The 24,810-nt window shown below is 71.6% G+C and carries 14 protein-coding genes; 4 read left to right on the top strand and 10 right to left on the bottom strand.

What is annotated here, in order from left to right; all coding sequences use genetic code 11:
- Window positions 1-33 precede the first annotated feature (33 nt).
- From glgB to LCH29_RS21715, 7 genes are all read right to left on the bottom strand, one after another.
- On the bottom strand, window positions 34-2,355 hold the full coding sequence (gene glgB / locus LCH29_RS21745) for a 1,4-alpha-glucan branching enzyme (protein WP_446463447.1): 2,322 nt from the start codon (window positions 2,353-2,355) through the stop codon (window positions 34-36).
- 304 nt (window positions 2,356-2,659) lie between these two features.
- Window positions 2,660-4,180, bottom strand: a complete 1,521-nt coding sequence (locus tag LCH29_RS21740; protein ID WP_446463409.1) for a maltokinase N-terminal cap-like domain-containing protein — start codon at window positions 4,178-4,180, stop codon at window positions 2,660-2,662.
- A 1,139-nt stretch (window positions 4,181-5,319) separates the two neighbouring features.
- The gene (treS, locus tag LCH29_RS21735) at window positions 5,320-7,059 is read right to left on the bottom strand and encodes a maltose alpha-D-glucosyltransferase (protein WP_446463408.1); all 1,740 of its coding nucleotides are present in this window, start codon (window positions 7,057-7,059) and stop codon (window positions 5,320-5,322) included.
- On the bottom strand, window positions 7,056-9,050 hold the full coding sequence (locus LCH29_RS21730) for an alpha-1,4-glucan--maltose-1-phosphate maltosyltransferase (RefSeq protein WP_446463407.1): 1,995 nt from the start codon (window positions 9,048-9,050) through the stop codon (window positions 7,056-7,058). The genes treS and LCH29_RS21730 overlap by 4 nt, the downstream gene beginning before the upstream one ends.
- A gap of 330 nt (window positions 9,051-9,380) precedes the next feature.
- The gene (locus LCH29_RS21725) at window positions 9,381-10,577 is read right to left on the bottom strand and encodes a S8 family peptidase (RefSeq protein WP_446463406.1); all 1,197 of its coding nucleotides are present in this window, start codon (window positions 10,575-10,577) and stop codon (window positions 9,381-9,383) included.
- Window positions 10,578-10,751: 174 nt separating this feature from the next.
- Window positions 10,752-11,546: a pectate lyase gene (locus LCH29_RS21720; protein WP_446463405.1), complete on the bottom strand. Its 795-nt coding sequence runs from the start codon at window positions 11,544-11,546 to the stop codon at window positions 10,752-10,754.
- A gap of 41 nt (window positions 11,547-11,587) precedes the next feature.
- Window positions 11,588-13,540 carry a rhamnogalacturonan lyase gene (locus tag LCH29_RS21715; RefSeq protein WP_446463404.1) on the bottom strand — a complete coding sequence of 651 codons (1,953 nt, stop codon included), beginning with the start codon at window positions 13,538-13,540 and terminating at the stop codon, window positions 11,588-11,590.
- Between the two features lie 139 nt (window positions 13,541-13,679).
- Here LCH29_RS21715 and glgP point away from each other — a divergent pair, with 139 nt between their 5' ends.
- From glgP to LCH29_RS21700, 3 genes are all read left to right on the top strand, one after another.
- Window positions 13,680-16,409 (top strand): alpha-glucan family phosphorylase, encoded by a 2,730-nt coding sequence (glgP, locus tag LCH29_RS21710; protein WP_446463403.1) that lies wholly within the window; start codon window positions 13,680-13,682, stop codon window positions 16,407-16,409.
- A 124-nt stretch (window positions 16,410-16,533) separates the two neighbouring features.
- The gene (locus LCH29_RS21705) at window positions 16,534-17,109 is read left to right on the top strand and encodes a hypothetical protein (RefSeq protein ID WP_446463402.1); all 576 of its coding nucleotides are present in this window, start codon (window positions 16,534-16,536) and stop codon (window positions 17,107-17,109) included.
- 106 nt (window positions 17,110-17,215) lie between these two features.
- Window positions 17,216-17,752 carry a suppressor of fused domain protein gene (locus tag LCH29_RS21700; protein ID WP_446463401.1) on the top strand — a complete coding sequence of 179 codons (537 nt, stop codon included), beginning with the start codon at window positions 17,216-17,218 and terminating at the stop codon, window positions 17,750-17,752.
- A gap of 61 nt (window positions 17,753-17,813) precedes the next feature.
- On the opposite strand, the gene LCH29_RS21695 is transcribed toward LCH29_RS21700, so the two are convergent.
- From LCH29_RS21695 to LCH29_RS21685, 3 genes are all read right to left on the bottom strand, one after another.
- Window positions 17,814-19,481 carry a M4 family metallopeptidase gene (locus LCH29_RS21695; RefSeq protein ID WP_446463400.1) on the bottom strand — a complete coding sequence of 556 codons (1,668 nt, stop codon included), beginning with the start codon at window positions 19,479-19,481 and terminating at the stop codon, window positions 17,814-17,816.
- Between the two features lie 152 nt (window positions 19,482-19,633).
- The gene (locus tag LCH29_RS21690) at window positions 19,634-21,274 is read right to left on the bottom strand and encodes a M4 family metallopeptidase (protein WP_446463446.1); all 1,641 of its coding nucleotides are present in this window, start codon (window positions 21,272-21,274) and stop codon (window positions 19,634-19,636) included.
- Between the two features lie 291 nt (window positions 21,275-21,565).
- Window positions 21,566-23,791, bottom strand: coding sequence for a M4 family metallopeptidase (locus LCH29_RS21685; protein ID WP_446463445.1), 2,226 nt, complete (start codon window positions 23,789-23,791; stop codon window positions 21,566-21,568).
- A 474-nt stretch (window positions 23,792-24,265) separates the two neighbouring features.
- Here LCH29_RS21685 and LCH29_RS21680 point away from each other — a divergent pair, with 474 nt between their 5' ends.
- Entirely contained in the window at window positions 24,266-24,790 is a 525-nt protein-coding gene (locus tag LCH29_RS21680) for a DinB family protein (RefSeq protein ID WP_446463399.1), read from the top strand.
- The last annotated feature ends 20 nt before the right edge of the window (window positions 24,791-24,810 follow it).

The following is a 24,810-nucleotide window of genomic DNA, read 5'->3' as shown; positions in this document are numbered from 1 at the left end:
CAACCTTTTGAACGCGGCCTTGTGCGCTGTGGCTCAGGCCGGGCGCAGCCAGATCGTCGCCAGCGGCGGCAGCACCGGCAGCAGGCTGGCCGGTCGGCCGTGGGCGGCCGTCGGCTCGGCCTTCAGCGGTTCCGGATTGAGCACGCCGCTGCCGCCGTACCGCGCGTCGTCGGTGTTCAGCACCTCCCGCCACAGCGGGACCGTGTCCGGTACGCCCACCCGGTACGCATGCCGCACCACCGGCGAGAAGTTGCTGATCGCCAGCAGCGGGGAGCCGTCCGCGTCGAAGCGGAGGAACGCGAACACGTTGTCCTCGTGCCCGTCCCCCTCCACCCACGCGAACCCCTCCGGCACCGTGTCCCGCTGCCACAGCGACGGCGTCGCCACGTACACCCGGTTGAGGTCGCGGACCAGGTCGCGCACGCCCCGGTGGTCGGGTTCGGCCGAGTACGAGGGGTCCAGCAGCCACCAGTCGGGGCCGTGGCGCTCCGACCACTCCGCGCCCTGCGCGAACTCCTGCCCCATGAACAGCAGTTGCTTCCCCGGATGCGCCCACATGAAGCCGAGGTAGGCCCGGTGGTCGGCGCGCTGCTGCCACCAGTCGCCCGGCATCTTGCTCACCAGCGACCGCTTGCCGTGCACCACCTCGTCGTGCGAGATGGGCAGGACGTAGTTCTCGCTGTACGCGTACACCATCGAGAACGTCATCTCGTGGTGGTGGTACTTCCGGTGCACCGGCTCGTGCGCCACGTAGCCCAGCGAATCGTGCATCCACCCCATGTTCCACTTCAGCCCGAAGCCGAGCCCGCCGAAGCCGCTCGCCCCCACGTGGTGGGTGGCCCGGGTGACGCCGTCCCAGGCCGTGGACTCCTCGGCGATGGTCACGACGCCCGGGCAGCGGCGGTAGACCGTCGCGTTCATCTCCTGGAGGAACGCCACCGCGTCCAGGTTCTCCCGGCCGCCGTGCGCGTTGGGCGTCCACTGGCCGGGCTCGCGGGAGTAGTCGAGGTAGAGCATGGACGCCACGGCGTCGACGCGCAGACCGTCGATGTGGAACTCCTCGCACCAGTAGACCGCGTTCGCCACCAGGAAGTTCCGCACCTCCGTGCGGCCGTAGTCGAATTCGAGCGTCCCCCAGTCCGGGTGCGCCGCCCGCAGCGGGTCCGACGGCTCGTACAGCGGCCGCCCGTCGAACTCCGCCAGCGCCCACGCGTCCCGCGGGAAGTGCGCGGGCACCCAGTCCACCAGCACCCCGATCCCCGCCCGGTGCAGCGCGTCGACCAGGTACTTGAAGTCGTCGGGCGGGCCGAGGCGGGCCGTGGGCGCGTAGAAGCCGGTCACCTGGTAGCCCCAGGAACCGCCGAAGGGATGCTCGGCCACCGGCATCAGCTCGACATGCGTGAAGCCGAGATCCTTGACGTACGCGGGCAGCTGCTCGGCGAGCTGCCGGTAGGTCAGCCCGGGCCGCCACGACGGCAGGTGCACCTCGTACACCGAGAACGGCCGCTCGTGCGCCCGCCCGCCGTCCCGCCGCGCCATCCAGTCGTCGTCGCCCCAGCGGTGGTGCGAGGCGTGCACCACCGACGCCGTCGCGGGCGGGCACTCGGTGCGCCGCGCCATCGGGTCCGCGCGCAGCGTGCGGCTGCCGTCGGGCCGGGTGATCTCGAACTTGTACAGCGCGCCCTCGCCCACACCGGGCACGAACAGCTCCCACACGCCGCTGGAGCCGAGCGAACGCATGGGGAACCCGGTGCCGTCCCAGTAGCAGAAGTCCCCGGTGACCCGGACGCCGCGCGCGTTCGGCGCCCACACGGTGAACCGCGTCCCGGCCACCCCGTGGTGCGTCATCGGCTGCGCGCCGAGCGCCCGCCACAGCTCCTCGTGGCGGCCCTCGCCGATCAGGTGCAGATCGAGTTCGCCGATGGCGGGCAGGAAGCGGTACGGGTCGTGGACCCGCACCTCGGCGTCGTCGTACGCCACGAGCAGCTGATAGTCGGGGATGGCGGCCAGCGGCAGCACACCCGAGAACAGCCCGTCCCCCTCGGCCCGCAGCCGCGCCCGCAGCCCGTCGGCGACGACGGTGACCGCCCGCGCGTACGGGCGCAGCGCCCGGAACCGGATGCCGCCGCGGACCGGGTGTGCGCCGAGGAGCGCGTGCGGGTCGTGATGCGCCCCGGTGAGCAGCCGCTGCCGGTCGCCCTCGCCGAGCGGACTCGCGGCCCGCACCCCGTGGTCGTCGTACGGGGCGGGCTCGGGCGGGGGCGGTTGCCGTACGGCCGCGGGCGCGGCCTCCGCCGCCCGCGGCGCCCGCGGCTCGGGCGGCGCCCCGTACGACGGCCGCGAGGTGGGCTTGATGCCCGCGGACTCCGGCGAGCGGGGATCCCGCCGCGGGGACCCGGACTCCCGCAGCCCGGCCTCGACGTCGGGTTCGGTGGCCGGGGCGGCGGATTCGGGCGCGCCCGCGCGCGGGCGCTCCGGCCGGGCGGCTCGGCCGGGGAGGAACGTGGGCGGGACCGCCGGGCCCGTCCTGGTGCCGGTGGTGGCCGGGTCGGGGCCCGGGCCCTCGTCGGACGGGTGCTGGCCGGACGGCGGTCGTGCGGTCACGGGGTGGTCCTCCCGGGGGTGTCGGAGGCGGGTATTGGAGGGGGCTCGGCGGGGGTCAGCGGACGGCGGCGGCCAGTCGGCGGATCGCGGTCATCGGGACCGGCAGCCAGTCGGGGCGGTGGCGGGCCTCGTAGAGGACCTCGTACACCGCCTTGTCGGTCTCATGGGCGCGCAGCAGCTCCGGCTCGTCGCGCGGATCCGTTCCGGAGGCCTCCGCGTACCCCGCGCAGTAGGCGCCACGCATGCGCCCGGCCCAGTCCTGCGGCGTGTCGTGGCCGCCCACGGCCGCCGCGTAGTCGAACGAGCGGAGCATGCCCGCGATGTCGCGGACCGGCGGCTGCGGGCGGCGGCGTTCGGCGAGCGGACGGGACGGCTCGCCCTCGAAGTCGATCAGTGACCACTGCCGTTCCGCCGTCAGCAGGGCCTGCCCGAGGTGCAGATCGCCGTGGATGCGCTGGGCCGCCCAGGTGCGCCCGGTGCGGCCGAGGGCGGCGACGTCCTCGTACGCGGCGTGCAGCGCGGCCCGGTACGGCTGGAGCGCGGGCACCGCGGCGGCGGCCGAGTCGAGGCGTTCGCTCATGGCGGCCGCGAGGTGTTCGATCTGCGGGCGGCGCAGGACGGAGACGGGGAGCGCTTCGGCCATCGCGAGGTGCACCTCGGCGGTGGCGTGGCCGAGGGCGTGCGCGGCGTCGGTGAAGTCGGCGCGTACGGCGAGGGCGTCGAGGGCGAGCTGCCAGCCGTCGGTGGACCCGGCGAGGTAGGGCTGGAGGACGCCGAGGGTGAACGGCTCCGGCCGCGGACCGGGGCCCTCCGGCGGCGGGGCGGCCTCGAACCAGGCGGCGGGGGCGGGCACCCGGGTGCAGCCGGTGCGGGCGAGGGCGAGGGGGAGTTCGAGGTCCGGGTTGGTGCCGGGGCTGACCCGCCGGAAGAGCTTGAGGATGAACGTATCTCCGTACACCACCGAGGAATTGGACTGCTCGGCCGTCATCAGCCGCGGCGGCAGGATGGAGGGGATGGCGCTGGAGGGTTCGCGTACGAAGCGCAGGGGGTCCAGGCGGCCGGGAACGCGGAGCCGCTCCAGGAGGAGCGAGGCGAGGCGGGGGTCCGCCAGCGCCTCGTACACGGTACGGCCGTCCAGCGGGCCGCCGCTGGGGCGGCCGATGAGCGCGGGGGCGAGGGAGGGCGGCAGGGTCGTGCGGACGCCGAGCAGGATCTGGTAGCAGTCGCTGGCGGCCGCTCCGCGGCGGTGGCCGCAGCCGAAGCCGTGGCGGTGGCCGGGCGGTTCCGGCTGCTGGGCGCGGATGAGCAGATGGAGTAACCCGGGGGTCGTGCCGCCCGGCGGGCTGGGCAGTATCTCGGTCGCGGAGACGAGGGCGAAGCCGGTGACGGGGCGGCCCTTGCCCGCGAACCAGCGCTGCCGGGGGAGCCACTCGGCGAGCAGCGGCGCGAGCGAGCCGAGCAGCCCGGCCCCGGCCCCGGGCCCGTCCGGGCCCCGGGCCGCCGTGCTGGCGGCGGCGGTTGGTGCGGTAGCGGTCGGCGGGTGGTGTGCCCCCCGGGAGAATGAAGCTTCCGGCATGGCGTCGCGTCCTTTCCCCGGGCACACGACAGATCAGGGCAAAGTGTCCCGGATTGCGGCATTGACTGTGCGACGGTGCGGGACGTGTCGGGCGAGGATCGTCCGTACGGCGAGTACGGAGTACGCGATCGGCTCCGCCGGTGGCGGTAGTAGTCAGAGTGCCCATGAACCCATGCCGAAAACGCCGCCTCCACCCAAAGGGGCCACTTTCCCCCACCCCGCCCCTCCTCGACCCCGGGACTCCGCCCCGGCCCCCACCGGGGCTGCGCCCCGGACCTCCACCGGGGCTGCGCCCCTGGACCCCGCCTTGGACCCCGTCTTTGCCTGGGGCTGCGCCCAAGCCCCGTACCGGGGTTGCGCCCCGGCCCCGCTTTGGCCTCGCCCCCCACCCGGGACTCCGTCCTGGACCCGCCTCGGAGCTGCGGCCCGATCCCCGTCCCGGGGCTGCACCCCTCGACTCCACCTCGGGGCTGCGCCTCCAGCCTGAACACGAGGCTGTGTCCCGGCCCGAGCGCGGGGCTGCGCCTCTGGCCTCCGCCCTGGGCCGCGCCCCTTGGTCCCGCTTGGAGCTGCGCCCTCGGCCAAGTTCTGGGGTTGCGCCCTCGGCGTGAACCCGCGGTTGCGCCCCTGGGCCCTTGCCGAACTGCGCCCCGGGCCTCGCCCGCGGGCTGGCGCCCCCGGCCCTGCCCTGGGGTGCGCCCCTTGGTCCCGTTCTGGGGTTGTGCCCCCGGGCCACGCGTGGGTTTGCGTTCCTGGGCTCCTGCCGAACTGCGCCCCGGACCTGGCCCGCGGGCTGGCGTCCTCGGCCCTGCCCTGGGGTGCGCCCCTTGGTCCCGTTCTGGGGTTGTGCCCTTGGCGCGAACCCGGGCCTGCGTCCCGGCCCCAAACCGAGGTTGTGCCCCTGGCTTCCGCCCGGGGCTGCGCCCGCAGTCCCCGGCTCGGGGTCTGTCCCCGCCCCCTGACTCGGGGCTTCGCCCCTCGCTTCGCACCGGGGGCGGGTGCCCAAGCCGTGGCGTTGGTGCGGGCGTTGCGGGTCCCGGCCCGCCGGGTGTGTACGGCAGCCCGGTGGGGGGCCGGGGCCGGGGGCGGAGGCTCCGGGGTCGGGTAGGGGCGGGGTGGGGGACAGCTCCTCGGCCGGGTCAGAGGGGTGGGCGGGGCGAGACGGGGTCGGCGCGGCGTAGGCGGAACCAGTAGAAGCCGTGGCCCGCCAGGGTGAGCAGGTAGGGGAGTTCGCCGATGGCCGGAAAGCGGACGCCGCCGATCAGCTCGACCGGGTGGCGGCCCGCGAAGGACTGGAGGTCCAGCTCCGTGGGCTGGGCGAAGCGCGAGAAGTTGTGCACGCACAGCACCAGGTCGTCCTCCCCGTCCGGGGTCCGCGGGGCCTCGCGGAGGAAGGCGAGGACGGCGGGGTTGGAGGAGGGCAGCTCGGTGAAGGAGCCCAGCCCGAAGGCCGGGTTCTGCTTGCGGATCTCGATCATCCGGCGGGTCCAGTGGAGCAGGGAGGACGGCGAGGACATGGCGGCCTCGACGTTGGTGACCTGGTAGCCGTAGACCGGGTCCATGATGGTGGGGAGGAAGAGCCGTCCGGGGTCGCAGGAGGAGAAGCCCGCGTTGCGGTCGGGGGTCCACTGCATGGGGGTGCGCACGGCGTCGCGGTCGCCGAGCCAGATGTTGTCGCCCATGCCGATCTCGTCGCCGTAATACAGGATCGGCGACCCGGGCAGCGACAGCAGCAGCGCGGTGAACAGCTCGATCTGGTTGCGGTCGTTGTCCAGCAGCGGGGCGAGCCGCCGCCGGATGCCGATGTTGGCGCGCATGCGCGGATCCTTGGCGTACTCCGCGTACATGTAGTCGCGTTCCTCGTCGGTGACCATCTCCAGGGTCAGCTCGTCGTGGTTGCGCAGGAAGATGCCCCACTGACAGCCGGAGGGAATCGCGGGGGTCTTGGAGAGGATCTCCGAGACGGGGTAGCGCGATTCGCGGCGCACCGCCATGAAGATGCGCGGCATGACGGGGAAGTGGAAGGCCATGTGGCATTCGTCGCCGCCCGCCTCGTAGTCGCCGAAGTAGTCGACGACGTCCTCCGGCCACTGGTTGGCCTCGGCCAGCAGCACGGTGTCGGGGTAGTGGGCGTCGATCTCGGCGCGGACGCGCTTGAGGAGCTGGTGGGTGCGGGGGAGGTTCTCGCAGTTGGTGCCCTCCTCCGCGTACAGATACGGGACGGCGTCGAGCCGGAATCCGTCGATGCCGAGGTCCAGCCAGAAGCGCAGGGCGGCCAGTACCTCTTCCTGGACGGCCGGGTTCTCGAAGTTGAGGTCCGGCTGGTGCGAGAAGAAGCGGTGCCAGTAGTACTGCTTGCGTACCGGATCAAAGGTCCAGTTGGACGTCTCGGTGTCGACGAAGATGATGCGGGCGTCCTGGTACTGCTTGTCGTCGTCGGCCCAGACGTAGTAGTCGCCGTACGGTCCGTCCGGATCGGTGCGGGACTCCTGGAACCACGGATGCTGATCGCTGGTGTGGTTCATGACAAAGTCGATGATGACGCGCATCCCGCGCTGGTGCGCGGCGTCCACGAACTCGACGAAGTCGGCGAGATCGCCGAACTCCGGCAGCACGGCCGTGTAGTCCGAGACGTCGTAGCCGCCGTCGCGCAGCGGGGAGGCGAAGAAGGGCGGCAGCCAGAGGCAGTCGACGCCGAGCCACTGGAGGTAGTCGAGTTTGGCCGTGAGTCCCTTGAGGTCCCCGATGCCGTCGCCGTTGCTGTCCTGGAAGGAGCGCACCAGGACCTCGTAGAAGACGGCGCGTTTGAACCAGTCGGGGTCGCGGTCCTTGGCGGGGGTGTCTTCGAACGTGTCCGGTACGGGCTCGTTGACGATCATGGTGTGGGTGACCCTCCGATCGGTGAGGACGGTCGCAGGGAGAGCACGTGCGCGGGAGCCATGTCGCGCCCAGGCTCCAGGCGTACGTAGTTGTCCCTGCCCCAGTGATAGGTCTCGCCGGTGAGCTCGTCGCGCACCGGGACGGACTCGTGCCAGTCGAGGCCGAGTTCCGGCATGTTCAACGAGACCGTCGCCTCCTGGGTGTGGTGGGGGTCCAGGTTGACGACGGTGAGCACGCACGAGTCGCCTGTGCGCTTGGAGTAGACGATGACGGAGTCGTTGTCCGCGTGGTGGAATCGCAGGTTGCGCAGCCGGCGCAGGGCGGGGTGCCGCCGGCGCAGCCGGTTGAGCCGGGTGATGAGCGGGGTGAGCGTGGTTCCCGTACGCTCGGCGTCCGCCCAGTCGCGGGGGCGCAGCTGGTACTTCTCCGAGTCCAGGTACTCCTCGCTGCCGGGGCGCAGCGGGGTGTTCTCGCACAGCTCGTAGCCCGCGTAGACACCCCAGGTGGGGGAGAGGGTGGCGGCGAGGACGGCCCGTACCGCGAAGGCCGGGCGGCCGCCGTCCTGAAGGTAGGCGTGCAGGATGTCGGGGGTGTTGACGAAGAAGTTGGGGCGCATCCAGGCGGCCGCGTCCCCGGACAGCTCGGTGAGGTAGTCGGTCAGCTCCTGCTTGCCGTTGCGCCAGGTGAAGTACGTGTACGACTGCTGGAAGCCGATCATGCCGAGCGTGTTCATCATCGCGGGCCGGGTGAACGCCTCGGCGAGGAAGATGACGTCGGGGTCGGTGCGGTTGATGTCCCCGATCACCTTTTCCCAGAAGGCGACGGGCTTGGTGTGCGGGTTGTCGACCCGGAAGATCCGCACCCCGTGGGACATCCAGAACCGCAGCAGCCGCTCGGTCTCGCCGACGAGGCCGGAGAAGTCGGCGTCGAAGGCGATGGGGTAGATGTCCTGGTACTTCTTGGGCGGGTTCTCGGCGTACGCGATCGTCCCGTCGGCGCGCCGGTGGAACCACTCGGGGTGCTGGGTGACCCAGGGGTGGTCGGGCGAGCACTGGAGCGCGAAGTCCAGCGCCACCTCCATGCGCAGCTCGTGCGCCCGGGCCACGAAGTGGTCGAAGTCGTCCAGGGTGCCGAGGTCGGGGTGGATCGCGTCGTGGCCGCCGTCCGGGGAGCCGATCGCCCAGGGGGAGCCGACGTCGAAGGGGCCCGCGGAGAGCGTGTTGTTGGGGCCCTTGCGGAAGGCGGTGCCGATGGGGTGGACGGGCGGCAGATAGACGACGTCGAACCCGGCGGCGGCGATCGCGGGCAGCCGCTCGGCGGCGGTGCGCAGCGTGCCGCTGACCGGGCGCCGTCCCTCCTCCACCTTGGCGCCCTCGGAGCGCGGGAACAGCTCGTACCAGGAGCCGAACAGCGCGCGCTCCCGCTCGACCTGGAGCGGCATCGGGCGCGAGGCGGTGACCAGTTCGCGCAGCGGATGGCGGTCGAGGGCGGCGGTGACGTCGGGGGCGAGGGCCGCGGCGAGCCGGTCGGCGACCGGGCGGCGCTCGTCGCGCAGCCCGTCGACGGCGCCGAGCACCGCCTCCCGGCCGTCGTTCTTGGGCACTCCGGCCGCGGCTCTCTCGTGCAGCCTGGCGCCTTCCTCCAGCACCAGGTCGGTGTCGATCCCGGCCGGGACCTTGATCCGGGCGTGATGGCGCCAGGTGGCGACGGGGTCGCTCCACGCCTCGACCGTGTACGACCAGCGGCCGGGCGCGGTGGGGGTGACCTCGGCGCCCCAGCGGTCGGTGCCGGGGGCGAGTTCGCGCAGGGGGGTCCACGGCCCCGACCGTCCGGCCGGGTCGCGGAGGACGACATTGGCGCTGACCGCGTCGTGGCCCTCCCGGAACACGGTGGCACTGACCTCGAAGGTCTCGCCCACCACCGCCTTGGCGGGGCGGCGGCCGCAGTCGATCAGCGGACGGATATCCAAAAGGGGAATACGACCGATCATAGGATCACCTGACGGCGTTGCGGGCTGATGTGCGGAGGGCGCTTGAGAGTCGGCGGCGGCCTGTGTCCTTTGTATAGGCTTTACCGCCGGGCGATGGGTTGCGGGCATGACAGCTCCTGTCCGCGTTCACTCTGGTGGGCGGATGGGGTCGGCCATGGGGGGCGCGTTCGGGAAGCCTTCCCACCGGACACCGGGAGACAATCCGGGTTCCCGTTAACTACCGGTTCGTAACGCGGGGTGCATGGTTCGGCCCCGCGCGTATCCGTGCGGGGCCGATGATATGACCGCAATCTCGGGTTGTGTCAGATGCTCCGTGCGTCAGATGCTCCGTCAGCCTCCCGCGCGCAGCAGCCGGTTCGGCGAGCCGCGGCCCGCGTTCCGTACCGCGCCCTTGGTCGACTCCGCCGCGAGCGCCGTGCTCACCCGGGCCGGGGTCGCCGAGCGGTGGGCGGCGAGGTAGAGCGCCGCCGCGCCCGCGACATGGGGCGCCGCCATCGACGTGCCCGACAGCGTCGCCGCCGCCGTATCGCTCGCGGGGGACGCCGACACGATCCGGTCGCCGGGTGCGAACAGGTCGACCGCCGGGCCCCAGTTGGAGAACGGCGCGCGGCGGTCCGCCCGGTCCGTCGCGCCCACCGTGATCGCCTGCGGCACCCGGCCCGGCGAGAAGGAGCCCGCGGACCGGCCCGCGTTGCCCGCCGCGACCGTGAAGGTGAGACCGGCGCGCACCCCGGCCCGTATCGCGGCGTCCCACTCCGGGACCGGCCCCGCGATCGCCGACCCCAGGCTCAGATTGACCACCGACGGCTTCCGGGCGTGCCGCAGCACCCAGTCCAGACCGGCCAGCACCTCGGCGCTGGTGCCCTCCCCGCGGTCGTCCAGCACCCGTACGGCGACGACGTCCGCCCGCTTCGCCACCCCGTACTGCGTGCCCGCGGCGGTCGCGGCCACATGGGTGCCGTGGCCGTTGCCGTCCTGCGCCACCGGGTCGTCGTCCACGAAGTCCCAGCCGGAGCGGGCCCGGCCGCCGAAGTCCCGGTGGCCGGTGCGCACTCCGGAGTCGATGACGTAGATCGTCGTCCCGCGCCCGCCGCCGGCCGGTGCCGTGTACGCGCCGTCCAGCGCCGCCCCGGCGGGCTGGTCGATGCGGTCCAGGCCCCACGACGGCGGATACGGCTGGGTCGCCGTGGCGGCGGAGGTGCCGCGCAGCGACACCTCGGCGTCCCGGGTCACCGAGGCGACGCCCGGGTCCGCCGCGAGCCGTCTCGCCTGTGCCTCGTCGGCCCGTACGGCGAAGCCGTTCAGCGCCCTGCTGTACGTACGGCGCACCGTCGCCCCGTACCGTTCGACGATGTCCCTGCCCTGGCCGGACCCCGCCGACGCCCCCCGTTGCAGCGTCACGATGTACGTGTGGGGCGCCGCCGCGCCCGCGGCCTGGGCGGGCAGCGCCACGCCCGCCAGCACCACCGCGGCGGCGGCCAGCGCCCCGGCCGTGCCGAGGCGGCCTCTGCTTCTCCTGTGCGCCATGGACGATCCCTCCCCGACCCTCCCCGTACGCGAGGGCGCCAGCGTCTCGTGGGGCGGGGACCCCGACAAGTGCGCATCGGGGGGCGGAACCGGCGCGGTTCCGCCCCATGGGGACGCGCCGCGCCCATCCCCGGTGAGGGGCGGGCACGGCGCGCGGTGGACCCGTTCCGACGCCTACTTGTAGGTGATGTCGGAGCTGCTGTACTTGCAGTACGTGCCGTCGGCGTTGCTGCCGTTCTTCGTCGGCTCCTTGCCGGTGTTGTTCCCGATGTACTTCTGACACGGGACGATCTTCTTGCTGCTGTCCTTGAGGATCGTGATCTTGCGCAGGGTCAGCGAGTCGCCGTAGTTGGTGTTGATCCCGCCGATGACCTTGCCCGGCGCGGTGATCTCGGTGTTGGTCACGTTGATCGTGCGCTTGTACTGGCTGGAGCAGTTGCCGCAGGAGCGGACGAAGGTCGAGAAGTCCTGTCCGGCGAAGTTGGAGATGTTGAGCATGCCGCCGCCGTTGAACTGGAAGATCTTGTCCTCGGCCTTGCGGGCGCCGCCGCCGATGACGTTGTACGTCTTGCCGGTGCCGCGGAAGGTGGCGGCGTCCTCGCCGACGTCCTCCCACCAGACGTTCTGGAGCGTGCAGCTGCCCTTGCAGTGCACGCCGTCGGCGGCGGGGGCGCCGATGATGACGTTCTTGAGCGTGGCGCCGTCGGCCAGTTCGAACAAGGCGGGTTGGTCCTCGCCCTGGTTGTCCGAACCGAGGTCGCCGTCGCCGTAGTAGCGCTTCATGCCGCCGTCGGTGGTCCCGCTGACGGGGATCGTCTTGGTGACCGCCTGCGGGGTGCCGCTGGGCGAGGGCCAGGTGGCGGCCGACGCGGCGGGCAGGGAAAGACCGGTGGTGATCGCGCCGGCGGTGAGGGCGATGGCGCCGAGGGCGCCGCCGATCGCCCGCCGTCTCATGCGTAATTCAGCCATGTCACAGCTCCTTGTGCGGAAGGGAGTGATGCAGGGGTGATTCAGGGGGTCTTGACGGATGGCCGCGGAGGGGTGGCCATCTTGTTGCCGATGAAGAAGCTGGGGTGCGGCGGCTGGTTGTAGCCGGTGTTCTGCCAGGCCAGCGCCTCGCGGTACTGCCGGTCGTGCAGCAGCGTGGTGATCCGCCGGTCGGTCTCGTACGGCGTGGAGTAGATCCGCAGCGCCTTGTTGTCGCTGGTCGGCCAGATCACCTCCTCGCGCCAGTCGCCGAGGATGTCGCCCGCCAGCGACGGGTTGGCCTTGGTGCCGTTGTTGGAGTGCGCCCCGGAGGCGGTGAGCTGCCGGGTCTCGCCCGACGTCCCGTACTTGTCGATGCGCGTACCGTCGAGCAGCTCGCGCACCGGGTCGCCGTCCCACCAGGACAGGAAGTTCATGGACGACGGCTTGCGGCCCTTGGCGGCACCGGAGGCCGAGCGGATCTGGTCGTCCTTCGCGGACCACATCTCGGCGCCGTCGTTGCCCGCCCAGATGTCACCGGCCACTCCGCGCCCGTTGTCGCCGTTGGCCGGGGTCGTCCAGAGCACCTGGCCGGTCTTGGCGTCGGCGAGGTACGAGGACGGCTTGGACGAGTCCTCGTCCACCTTGAAGTACTCCAGGCCCGCCCGGGACGGGTCGAGGTCGCCGAGGTGGGCGGCGTCGCCGTGGCCGTTCTTCGTCGTCCACAGCCCGGAGCCGTTGTCGTCCACGGCCATCGAGCCGTAGACGATCTCGTCCTTGCTGTCGCCGTCCACGTCGCCGATGGCCAGCGCGTGGTTGCCCTGGCCGTCGTAGCCCTTGCCGCTGTTGGTGGAGCTGTTCGTGTCGAACGTCCACTTGCGGGTCAGCTTGCCGCCCTTGAAGTCCCAGGCGGCGATGACGGTGCGGGTGTAGTAGCCGCGCGCCGAGACCAGGGAGGGCGTGGAGCCGTTCAGGTACGCCGTCCCGGCCAGGAAGCGGTCCACCCGGTTGCCGTACGCATCGCCCCACGAGGAGACCGTGCCGCGCGCCGGGACGTAGTCCACGGTGTCCAGCGCGGCGCCGGTGCTGCCGTTGAACATCGTCAGGAACTCGGGCCCGCTCAGCACGTAGCCGCTCGAGTTGCGGTGGTCGGCGGAGGCACTGCCGATCGTCTTGCCCGCGCCGTCGACCGTGCCGTCCGCGGTCTTCATCGCGACCTCGGCCTTGCCGTCGCCGTCGTAGTCGTACACCTGGAACTGGGTGTAGTGCGCGCCGGAGCGGATGTTGCGGCCCAGGTCGATGCGCCACAGCCGCTTGCCCTCGACGGTGTAGCCGTCCACGATCGTGTTGCCGGTGACGCCGGACTGCGAGTTGTCCTTCGCGTTCGTCGGCTGCCACTTGAGCACGAGGTCGAGGTCGCCGTCGCCGTCCAGGTCGCCGACCGAGGCGTCGTTGGCCTCGTACGTGTAATCCGAACCGGCGGCCGGGGGCGAGATCGGGACATCGAGGTAGCCCGAGCGGAACTGAAGGGCGGCGGACGAGGCGGGCTGCTCGGTGCCGTTCACCACCGCACGCACCGTGTACGTGTCCGAGGCCGCCGCGCCCTTGTCCAGGTAGTTGGTCGACCCCGTGATGGGGGACGCGTTGACCCTGGTGGAGCCGCGGTAGACGTTGAAGGCGACATTGGCCGGGTCGGTGGCGAGCCAGCGCCAGCTGACCAGGTTGTCGCTGCCGGAGCGGACGCTGACCAGGCCCCGGTCCAGCTTCTCCAGCTGGGCGGCCGCGGCCTTCGCCTTGGTGGTCGCGCCCTTCGCCGCCGTCGACCCCTCGGCCTCGGCCGCCGTCTCGGCCGCTCCCGAGATGCTCGCCAGACCGGTGACGGACAGCGCGCCCACCGCGAGCGCCGCGACCAGCGTCCGGGGGCGGCCGAGCCGCTCGCGGGCGGCGTGTCTGGGTGGGTGACCGGGTGCGGGCTGCGATCTGTCCCGGATACGCACGGGGCCTCCAAGGCATGGGGGGAAGTGAACGCCTCCTAGTCGTCGCTCTGGCCGGAAAGGTTGCCGCCTCCGGACCGAACTTCACGGGGCTCGGGCGAAACAGCCGAAACGGGGCGCGTCGGCCGCTACCGTCGAAGGCGTGAAGGCCATCCGTCGCTTCAGCGTCCGTCCCGTGCTCCCGGAACCCCTACGACCGCTCCACCGGCTGGCGCGCAATCTGCGCTGGTCGTGGCATCCCGAGACCCGCGAGCTGTTCGAGGCCGTGGACCCCGAGCGCTGGCGGGAGTCCGGCGGCGACCCGGTGCGGCTGCTGAGCGCCGTACCCGTCGCCCGGCTGGCGGAACTCGCCGCGGACCGCGGCTTCCTGCGGCGGCTCGGGGCGGTCGCCGACGATCTGGACGACTATCTGACCGGCCCCCGCTGGTACCAGGGCCGCACCGCGGCCGCGCCCGACCGGACGGACCGGTCGGACGACGCGGACCCGGCCGAGGACGCGGCCCGTTCGGGCGACGCGGCCCCGGCGGACGGGGCGGTCCCGGACCGTACGGACGGGGGCGCGGGGCCCGGAGGGACGCCCGCCCTCCCCGCCGCCATCGCCTACTTCTCGCCCGAGTTCGGCATCACCGCCGCCCTGCCCCAGTACTCCGGCGGCCTCGGCATCCTCGCCGGTGACCACCTCAAGGCCGCCAGCGACCTCGGCGTCCCCCTCATCGGCGTCGGGCTGCTCTACCGCCACGGCTACTTCCGGCAGTCGCTCTCCCGCGAGGGCTGGCAGCAGGAGCAGTACCCCGTCCTCGACCCCAACGAGCTGCCGCTCACCCTGCTCCACGAGCACACGCCCGGCGCGGGCATGGGCAAGCCCGCCAGGGTCACCCTCGCCCTCCCCGGCGGCCGTCCGCTGCACGCGCAGATCTGGCAGGCCCAGGTCGGCCGGGTGCCGCTGCTGCTCCTCGACTCGGACGTCGAGGGCAACGGCCCCGGCGAGCGCGACGTCACCGACCGGCTCTACGGCGGCGGCAGCGAACACCGGCTGCTCCAGGAGATGCTGCTCGGCATCGGCGGCGTGCGCGCGGTGCGGGCCTACTGCCGTATCACCGGGCACACCGAGCCCGAGGTGTTCCACACCAACGAGGGACACGCCGGGTTCCTCGGCCTGGAGCGCATCCGCGAGCTCATGGCCGAGGCCGGTCCGGGCGTGAACTTCGACGCCGCCCACGAGACGGTGCGCGCCGGGACCGTCTTCACCACCCACACCCCGGTCCCCGCCGGGATCGACCGGTTCGACCGCGACCTCGTAGCCCGCCACTTCGGGGACGACGGCGAACTGCCCGGCATCGGCGTCGAGCGCATCCTCGCGCTCGGCCGGGAAACCTCCCCCGGCGGCGACCCCGGCGTCTTCAACATGGCCGTCATGGGGCTGCGGCTGGCCCAGCGCGCCAACGGGGTCTCCACCCTCCACGGCCGGGTCAGCCGCGAGATGTTCGCCGGGCTCTGGCCCGGCTTCGACGCCGAGGAGGTGCCCATCACCTCCGTCACCAACGGCGTCCACGCACCCACCTGGCGCGCCCCCGAGGTCACCCGGCTCGGCGCCCGCCAGTTCGGCCACCTCCCCGCCGGTGAACTGTGGGAACTGCGCCGCACCCTGCGCAAGCAGCTCGTCGCCGAGGTGCGCCGGCGGCTGTACGCATCCTGGCGGCAGCGCGGCGCGGGCACCGCCGAACTGGGCTGGATCGACTCCGTCCTCGACCCCGACGTCCTCACCATCGGCTTCGCCCGCCGCGTCCCCTCGTACAAGCGGCTCACCCTCATGCTGCGCGACCGCGACCGGCTCACCGAGCTGCTGCTGCACCCCGAGCGGCCCGTCCAGATCGTCGTCGCGGGCAAGGCGCACCCGGCCGACGACGGCGGCAAGCGCCTCGTCCAGGAGCTCGTCCGGTTCGCCGACGACGCCCGGGTGCGGCACCGCCTCGTCTTCCTGCCCGACTACGGCATGGGCATGGCCCAGAAGCTCTACCCCGGCTGCGACGTCTGGCTCAACAACCCGCTGCGCCCGCTGGAGGCGTGCGGCACCAGCGGCATGAAGGCCGCCCTCAACGGCTGCCTCAACCTCTCCGTCCTCGACGGCTGGTGGGACGAGTGGTACGAGCCCGACTTCGGCTGGGCCATCCCCACCGCCGACGGCTCCGCCGTGGACGAGGACCGCCGCGACGACCTGGAAGCGGCCGCCCTCTACGAGCTGCTGGAGAACCGGGTCGCACCGCAGTTCTACGAGCGCGGCCCCGACGGACTCCCCGGCCACTGGATCGACATGGTGCGCCAGACCCTCACCACCCTCGCCCCCAAGGTGCTCGCGGGACGCATGGTGCGGGAGTACGTCGAGCGGCTCTACGCCCCGGCCGCCCGCGCCCACCGCGCGCTGGACCCCGCCACATCCCGTGACCTGTCCGCCTGGAAGGCCCGGGTCCGCGCGGCCTGGCCGCAGGTGGCCGTCGACCACGTGGAAACCCGGATCACCCCGCCCGCCCCCGGCGGCGCCGCCGAACTCGGCTCCGCCCTCTCCCTCCGCGTCGAGGTCCGCCTCGGCGGCCTCGACCCCGCGGACGTCGAGGTCCAGGCCGTCGCGGGCCGCGTGGACGAGTCCGACCAGCTCACGGACACCGCCCACATCCCCCTCAAGCCCACCGCGGGCCCCGACGACCAGGGCCGCCACCTCTACGAAGGCCCCCTCGCCCTCGACCGCACGGGCCCCTTCGGCTACACCGTCCGCATCCTCCCCACCCACCCCCTCCTGGCCTCCCCGGCCGAACTCGGCCTCACCGCCCTCCCGTCGGAATCCACCTCCGAGGCGGCGGGAGTCCTGATGCGCTGATCTGCTCCGCTGAACGGACGACGAACAGTGCGGGATGTTTCGGCCATGGCCGCCCGATGTCCGTTGTGGGCTCGTACATTCACCCCCCAACACATGCGTCCGACGGGGGAAAGGCATGGGGTGGATGGAACAGCTGCTGGCTCCGGAGAACTTGCTGGCGCTCCTCGGTGTCGTCGTCACGCTCGGAGGACTGTCGTACGAGCGGCTGATCCCGGGGCGGAAGCGCATCGGGTACCGCGTGCAGATGGACACGCTGATAGACGACAGCGCCGAGGACGGGCAGATGCACCAGCGGCTGCGGATGCTGGAGAACACCCCGGATCTCGCCGGGGCCTCCCTGGTGCTGCTGCGCATCGAGAACGACGGCTTCCGCAGCATCGACGCGGACGACTACATCACCGCGCCGTCCACGGAGCACCGCGGGCTCACCGCGACCTTCCCGAACCGCATCGTCCGGGACGTGGCGGTGACCGAGCCCAGCCACCCGGATCTGCTGCGCCATCTGCCGCAGCACGGCACCGCGGAGAGACCCGGGCTGATCTGCCAGGGCCATCGGCCGCCCGCGAACTCCCTGACCTCGAAGTTCCTCGACTATCTGGCGGGGGACACCGGGCGGAACATCATCGAGAAACACGGCCATCTGCCGTGTTCCGTCCCGGAGAACCAGGGGGCGTGCCAACTGGCCGCCGGGCACCGCTGAAGCCCCGCCGAACCCGAATGCACGTGCAAAAGGTCGTGCAACCGCACGGTCGCGCCGTATCGTCGTGCACATCGACACGCGACACGTGCGACGAAAGCGAAGAGGGATGACAGCGGACGACGGGTTCCTGGGCCACCTCGAACAGCACCTCGGGGAGATCCGGCACATCGCATCGGGCCACTACGACCTGGTCGAGTTCCATCAGCCGGACCCCGGGATCAGCACGGTGATCACCAATGGGCTGCGCTTCCAATCCCTCACCGCGACGCGCCCGCAGGAACTGGTGTGCAGTCTGTGGGAGGGGCAGCGGGACATCGCCCGCTACTTCGTCGACAGCATGGCCGGTGTGCTGCTGAAGCAGGGGCGCGGACTGGAGTACGGGGCGGTCGTGGTGAACGACCGGCCGGTCCTGGAGGGCACGGAGATGCACGGGGTGCTCGCGCATCCGAGCCCGTACTTCGGAAGCGACTTCGACCTGTTCCTCGACGCGTCGGGGGATCCCGTGGTGCAGATCATCACGCTGATGCCGGTGACGGCGCCCGAGGCCGCCCTGGTCGAGGCGGAGGACGCCGACGAGCTGTTCGAACGTTTCTGGGCGAAGCGCCCCAACCTGCTGGACGTCACCCGCCCCTCTGCCGTCTGAGGGGGCGGGTTCCGGCCGGGCGGGTCACGGGGCCCGCCCGGCCGGAGGCCATCTCAGGGCGTTACTTCACGTTGACGCCGCCCCAGGCGTTGTTGACCGCCTTGTACTCGGTGCTGTTCGCGCCGTACAGCTTCTTCGCTGCGTTGAGCGTCGCGGTGCGGGCCTTGGCGTAGTTGGTGGTCGAGGTCATGTACGTGGACAGGGCCTTGTACCAGATCTTCTCGGCCTTGGCGCGGCCGATGCCCTTGACGACCCGGCCGTCCTTGGTCGGGCTGTCGTACGTGACGCCACCGATCACCTTGCGGCCACTGCCCTCGGCCAGCAGGTAGAAGAAGTGGTTGGCGATGCCCGAGGTGAAGTGCGGGTCGTCCTCGCCGACGCCGCGCTTCCAGTAGTCGTAGGACAGGCCGTCCTTGCTGGGCTTGTCCATGTAGCGCAGCGGGGTGCCGTCGCCGTTGATGTCGATCTTCTCGCCGATGAGGTAGTCGCCCGGGTCCTTGGCGTTCTTGGCGTAGAACTCGACGGCGGTGCCGAAGATGTCGGAGGTGGCCTCGTTGAGACCGCCCGACTCGCCGCTGTACTCGAGGTTGGCGGTGGCCGAGGTGAGGCCGTGGCTCATCTCGTGGCCCGCGACGTCGAGCGAGGTGAGCGGCTTCTTGTCGCCCTCGCCGTCGCCGTAGGTCATGCAGAAGCAGTCGTCGTCCCAGAAGGCGTTGACGTACGCCTTGCCGTAGTGGACGCGGGAGTAGGCCGCCTTGCCGTTGTTCTTGATGCCGTTACGGCCGAGGACCTTCTTGTAGTAGTCCCAGGTCATGGCGGCGCCGTAGTGGGCGTCGACGGCGGCGGTCTGGGCGATGGTGGGCTTGCCGTTGCCCCACACGTTGTCGGCGTCGTAGAACGCCGACCCCTTGCCGCTCTCCTTGTGCTTGAGGTTGTACGTCTGGTGGCCACCGCGCGCGGTGTCCTTCAGCAGCCACTGGCTGCCGCTCTTGACCGACCCGACGGTGACCTTGCCGTTGTGCTGGCCGGTGCCGGTGCCGTTCTCGATGGCCTGGTACTCGTACAGCTTCTTGCCGGTGTCGGCGTCCGTGATGACGTGCAGCCGGTTCGGCGTGCCGTCCTTCTGGACGCCGCCGATGACGGTCTCGTACGCGAGGACGGGCTTGCCGGTGGCGGCCCAGATCACCTTGCGCGGGGCGCGCTCGGTGGCGGCGCCGGAGACGTCGGCGGCCTTCGCGGCGGCCAGGGCGGTCCGCTGGGCGCCGGCGGCGGCGAGGGAGGCGCGGGTGTCGGCGACCTTGATGTCCGCGTCGGTCGCCTTGGTGACGCCCTCCTTGGCGCCGCTCGGCGTCTCGTGGACGACCAGGTCGCCGCCGAGGACCGGCAGTCCGTCGTAGGTGCGCTCGTAGCGGAAGTGGGTGGAGCCGTCGGCGTCCTTGACGACATCACGGACGATCAGCTTCTCCTTGCCGCCGAGCCCGAGGGACTTGGCGGCGGAGACGGTGGTCGTCCCGGCCTCGCGCAGCAGCTCGGCGCGCGCCGAGGGCGAGAGGCTGACGGTCTGGGCGCCGGCGGAGCCGGACGTCGGAGTCGCCGCGCCCGCGGGGCCGGCGGTGGCACCGGCGGCGAGCAGGGAGGCGGCCAGGGTGGCCGCTCCGGCGGCGAGGGCGGTACGCGAGCGTCTGTGACGGGATATGCCAGATATGGCAGACGTCGAGCGTGAATCCACGCGTATCTCCTGTTGTCATGGGAAGTTGGCCGACGTATCGGTCAACCCGGCAAAGATGTGTCTTTGCTGTGAAGAAAACATACCGGTGCCCGGGGACAAACCCCGGGCACCGGCCGCATGTTGTGCGTTACGCATCGGTAACGCCATTGGGGCTACTTGACGTTGACCCCGGCCCAGGCGGCTTCCACGCCCTTGGACTCGGCGCTGTCCTTCCCATAGATGTCGTTCGCGGCCTTCAGGGTTGCCTCACGCGCCGCCTTGTAGTCCGTGGTGGACGTCATGTACGTGGTCAGGGCCTTGAACCAGATCTTCTCGGCCTTGTCCCGCCCGATGCCCTCGACCTTCTTGCCGTCCGAGGTCGGGCTGTCGTACTTGACGCCGCCGATCTCCTTCGCGCCGCTGCCCTCGGACAGCAGGTAGAAGAAGTGGTTGGCGACACCGGAGGAGTAGTGGACGTCGAGGTCGCCGACCTTCTCGGACCACTCGTCGGCGGACTGGCCGTCCTTGCTGGGCTTGTCCATGTAGCGCAGCGGGGTGCCGTCGCCGTTGATGTCGATCTTCTCGCCGATGAGGTAGTCACCTGCGTCGGTGGAGTTCTTGGCGTTGAACTCCACGGAGGTGCCGAAGATGTCCGAGGTGGCCTCGTTGAGGCCGCCGGACTCGCCGGTGTACTCCAGGCCCGCGGTCTTGGAGGTGACGCCGTGGGTCATCTCGTGCGCCGCGACGTCGAGGGCGGTCAGCGGGGCCTTGTTGCCCTCGCCGTCGCCGTACGTCATGCAGAAGCAGGAGTCTTCCCAGAAGGCGTTGACGTAGCTGTCGCCGTAGTGGACGCGGGACGTGGCGGCCTTGCCGTCGCCGCCGATGCCGTCGCGGCCGTGGACCTTCTTGTAGTAGTCCCAGGTCGCGGCGGCGCCGTAGTGGGCGTCCACGGCGGCGGTCTGCGGGTCGTCGCCCTTGCCGTTGCCCCAGGCGTCGTCCTCGTCGGTGAACGCCTTGCCCTCGCCCTCCTCCTTGTTCTCCAGGTTGACGGTCTTGTGGCCGCCGCGGTCGGCGTCGGTCAGGGTGAAGCCGCTGCCTTCCTTGGCGGTGCCCAGCTCCACCTTGCCGCTGTACTGGCTCTGGCCGCTGCCGGTTTCGATGCCCTGGCGCTCGTAGAGCTTCTTGCCGGTGGCCGCGTCGGTGATGACGTGCAGTTCGTTCGGGGTGCCGTCCTTCTGGACGCCGCCCACGACGGTTTCGTACGCGAGGACCGGCTTGCCGGTGGCGGCCCAGATCACCTTGTGCGGGGTCTGCGCCTTGGCGCCCTTGCTGTCGTCCGCCTGAGCGGCCTTCACCGCGGTCTTCGCGGCGCTGCTGGGTGCGGCCTCGGCCTGGGTGGTGGCGACCTTGACGGCGGCCTTCGTGGCCTTGTCGACGCCCCGAACCTTGCCGCCAGCGGCCTGGTGGACCACCAGGTCGCCGCCGAGGACGGGGAGTCCGTCGTAGGTGCGGTCGTAGCGGGTGTGGGTGGTGCCGTCGGCGTCCTTGATGACGTCCTTGACGACCAGCTTTTCCTTCGCGCCGAGGCCGAGGGTCTTCGCCGTCTCGGCCTTGGTGGCGTTCGCGTCGCGCAGCAGTTCCGCGCGGGCGGACGCGGTGAGCTTGGCGGGCTGGGCACCCGCCCTGGCGTCCGCGTCGGCCGGTGCGGCACCGGCCGATCCGGTGGTGAGGCCGGTGGCTAGCAGCGCCGCGGTGGCGACCGCGGCACCGGCGGCGATCGCCGAACGGCGCCTGCCGCCCCCGGATATGGGCATGCTGAAGGTCTTGCTCACGCTTACTCCCTCGTTGCTGTGGGGGGTCAGTGCCGGGCAGCGGGAAGCGCGGCGCGGCACTGAACAAGAGGTACTGGTGCGTAATGCGTGGGCAGACTGTCATACAAGCCGCGGACATGTCACGGGTTTCCCGGCGGGTCTGGCAGAAATTGTTCCTGGAGACATCGGGACATCGGGACATGGAGACATGGAGACGCCGCCAGGAGGAGTCGGGTCACCCCTGGCGGCGCCTGGTTCTCGGTGGGTTGGTGCGTTGGCGCGTCCGGCGTTACATCAGAAGGTCAACTTCCAGCCGTTGAGGGTGCCGGAGTCCTGCGAGTAGACGTCCTGGACCTTCAGGTTCCAGGTGCCCACCGCCGTCTCCGACGAGGCGTCCACGGTGAACGTGGCCTTCACGTCGTCCGCCGAGTCGAAGATGCTGGAGCTCTTGAGCCGGTAGGCCGTACCGTCCGGGGCGATCAGGTCGATCACCAGGTCACCGCGGTAGCTGTGGGTGATGTCCACCGTCACCTGGAGGGCGGAGGGGGCGTTCCCGGCCCGGCTCACGGTGATCGGTGAGGTGACGGCGTCGCCCCCGTCCGGAATGTCGACGTCCGTGGTGTTCTCGAAGACGTTGCCGCCGGTGGTGTTGACGGTCCAGGTGAACGACACCGTGGCCGTCTTGCCCGCCGCGTCGGTCACCGTCACGGTCACCGCGCTGGAGCCCTCGGTGGTCGGGGTGCCGGAGATCACGCCGGTGGCGGAGTCGATCGACAGGCCCGCCGGCAGCCCGGTGGCCGCGTAGCTCAGCGCGCCCGCGTTGGAGCTGGTGGCCTTGATCTGCACGCTGGTGGCCTGGCCGACGATGCTGGTCTGGTCGCCGGGCGGGGTGATGCTGACGCCGTCGACGATCCGGGCGCCGACGTTGACCCCGGCCCAGGCGTTCGCCACCGCGTTGTACTGGGCGCTGCCCTGGCCGTACAGCTCGCCCGCCGCCCACAGCGTCGCCTCGCGCGCGGCCGCGTAGTTGGTGTTGGACGTCATGCGCTGGCTGAGCGCCTTGAACCACACCTTCTCGGCGGCGCCCCGGCCGATGCCGGTGACCGGCAGCCCGTCGGAGGTCGGGCTGTTGTAGCTGACGCCGTTGATGACCTTGGCGCCGCTGCCCTCGGAGAGCAGGTAGAAGAAGTGGTTGGCGACACCGGACGAGTAGTGCACGTCCACGTTGCCGATGCCCGAGTACCAGCTGTCCTTGGACGCGCCGTCCTTGCTCGGCTTGTCCATGTAGCGCAGCGGGGTGCCGTTGCCGTTGATGTCGATCTTCTCGCCGACGAGGTAGTCGCCGACGTCGGACGCGTTGTCCGCGTAGAACTCGACCGCCGCGGCGAAGATGTCGGAGGTGGCCTCGTTGAGGCCGCCGGACTCGCCGCTGTAGACCAGCTTGGCGGTGGCCGCGGTGACGCCGTGGCTCATCTCGTGCGCCGCCACGTCGATCGAGGTCAGCGGCTTGGCGTTGCCCGAGCCGTCGCCGTAGGTCATGCAGAAGCAGGAGTCCTGCCAGAAGGCGTTGACGTAGCCGCTGCTGTAGTGGACCCGGGAGTACGCGCCCACGCCGTCGCCCCGGATGCCGCTGCGGCCGTGCACGTTCTTGTAGTAGTCCCACGTCTCGGCGGCGCCGTAGTGCGCGTCGACGCCGGCGGTGGCGGCGTCGGCGGTGGTGCCGCTGCCCCAGACGTCGTCGGCGTCGGTGAACAGGGTGCCGGTGCCCGAGGTGCCGCGGTTCAGGTTGTACGTCTTGTGGCTGCCGCGGCCGGTGTCGGTCAGGCTGTACGAGCCCGCGCTGCCCGAGGTGCCGAGGGCGACCTCCCCGCTGTACTGGCTTTTGCCCGTACCGTTCTTGACGCCCTGGTACTGGAACAGCTTCTTGCCCGTGGCCGCGTCGCTGATGACGTGCAGCTCGTTGGGCGTGCCGTCCTCCTGGAGGCCGCCCACGACGGTCTCGTACGCCAGCGTCGGCGTACCGGCCGCCGCCCAGACCACCTTGCGCGGCGCCCGCTCCGCCTCGGTCTTCCGCGACCCTTGCGCGTTCGCCGCCTTCACGGCGGCCTTCTCGGCGGTGGCGGGCCCGACGGCGGCGTCGGTCGTCGCGACCGCCAGCCGCGCCTTGGTCGACTTCGCGACCGTCTCCACCGCGCCGCCCTTGGCGCGCTCCACGACCAGGTCGCCGCCGAGGACGGGGAGTCCGGCGTAAGTGCGCTCGTAGCGGGTGTGGGTGGTGCCGTCGGCGTCCTTGATGACGTCCCTGACGACCAGCCTTTCCTTCGCGCCGAGGCCCAGCGTCTTCGCGGTGGCGGCCTTCGCGGAGGCGGTGTCGGCGGCGCGGATCAGCGCGGTACGGGCCGCGGGCGACAACTGCGCGGGCAGCGCCCCGGGCCGGGCCTTGGCGGCCATCGTGCCGCCCGCGGCCGCATCACCCGCGCGTGCGGTGGCGGGACCGGTCTGCACACCGACGACGATCATCGCGGCGGCGGCCACCAGGGCACCGGTCGCGGTGGCACGCCGGTGGGGTCTGTGGGGTCTGAGATGCCGTTGGGGGAAGGGTCTCACGCTGACTCCTTCTGCGCTGGCCGCGCGGTGGCGCGGCCGGGACGACCGGACGGCTGGTTCGCCGCCCGGGCAGGGCGTGGCGGAGCACGTGGTGCTGCGTGCATCCGGCGCCACCGGGTTCGCCCGCGCCGCAGATGAGCGACGAGGCGAGGCCGCGGCGCGACCGGGGGTGTGGGGGGTCGGGGGGTGGCCCGGGGTGGTGGTGAGCTGTGGAACCGCTGCACCCCGGTCGGGGGAAGAGTGCCACCCAAGGACTCGGTCTGTCAGGAGCGCGACAATAAGTTGACCGGAAAGTGTCCGTTGACACATGTGCTGTATCCGCATACCGGATGGGTAAGTTCAGTCCTGGCCATCCCGGATGTCCGCGCCGACTCCTACCCTCATCGCATGACAGACCCCGCGAACCCCATCGACGAGCCGCCGCACTCCCTCACCGACCCCCGCGAGATGCTCGACGCCTACCTCGACTACTACCGGGCCGTGGTGCTGCGGAAGCTCGACGGGCTCTCCGAGGACGAACTGCGCACCAGCCGGCTGCCCTCCGGTTGGACCCCACTGGAGCTGCTCCGCCACCTGACCTTCGTCGAACGGCGCTGGCTGCGCTGGGGGTTCCTGGGGGAACCGGTGGACGCCCCCTGGGGCGACCGCGGCCCCGACGACCGCTGGCAGGTGCCCGACGACCTCCCGGCCGCCGCGGTCCGGGAGCGGTTCGAGGAGCAGTGCGCCTGGTCACGGGCGGCCGTCGCGGGCATACCGCTGGATCGGCGAGCCCGCACCGGCGGCCGGTTCGCCACCGAGGCCGACGCGCCCGCCCTGGGCTGGATCCTCTTCCACCTGCTCCAGGAGTACGCCCGCCACGCCGGACAGCTCGACGTCGTACGGGAGTTGGCGGACGGCGCGGTCGGGGAGTGAGGTGAACGGGTGGCGCCCGC

It is taken from the genome of Streptomyces sp. BRA346 (genome assembly GCF_052851135.1).
This window is presented reverse-complemented; position numbering and strand designations above follow the sequence as displayed.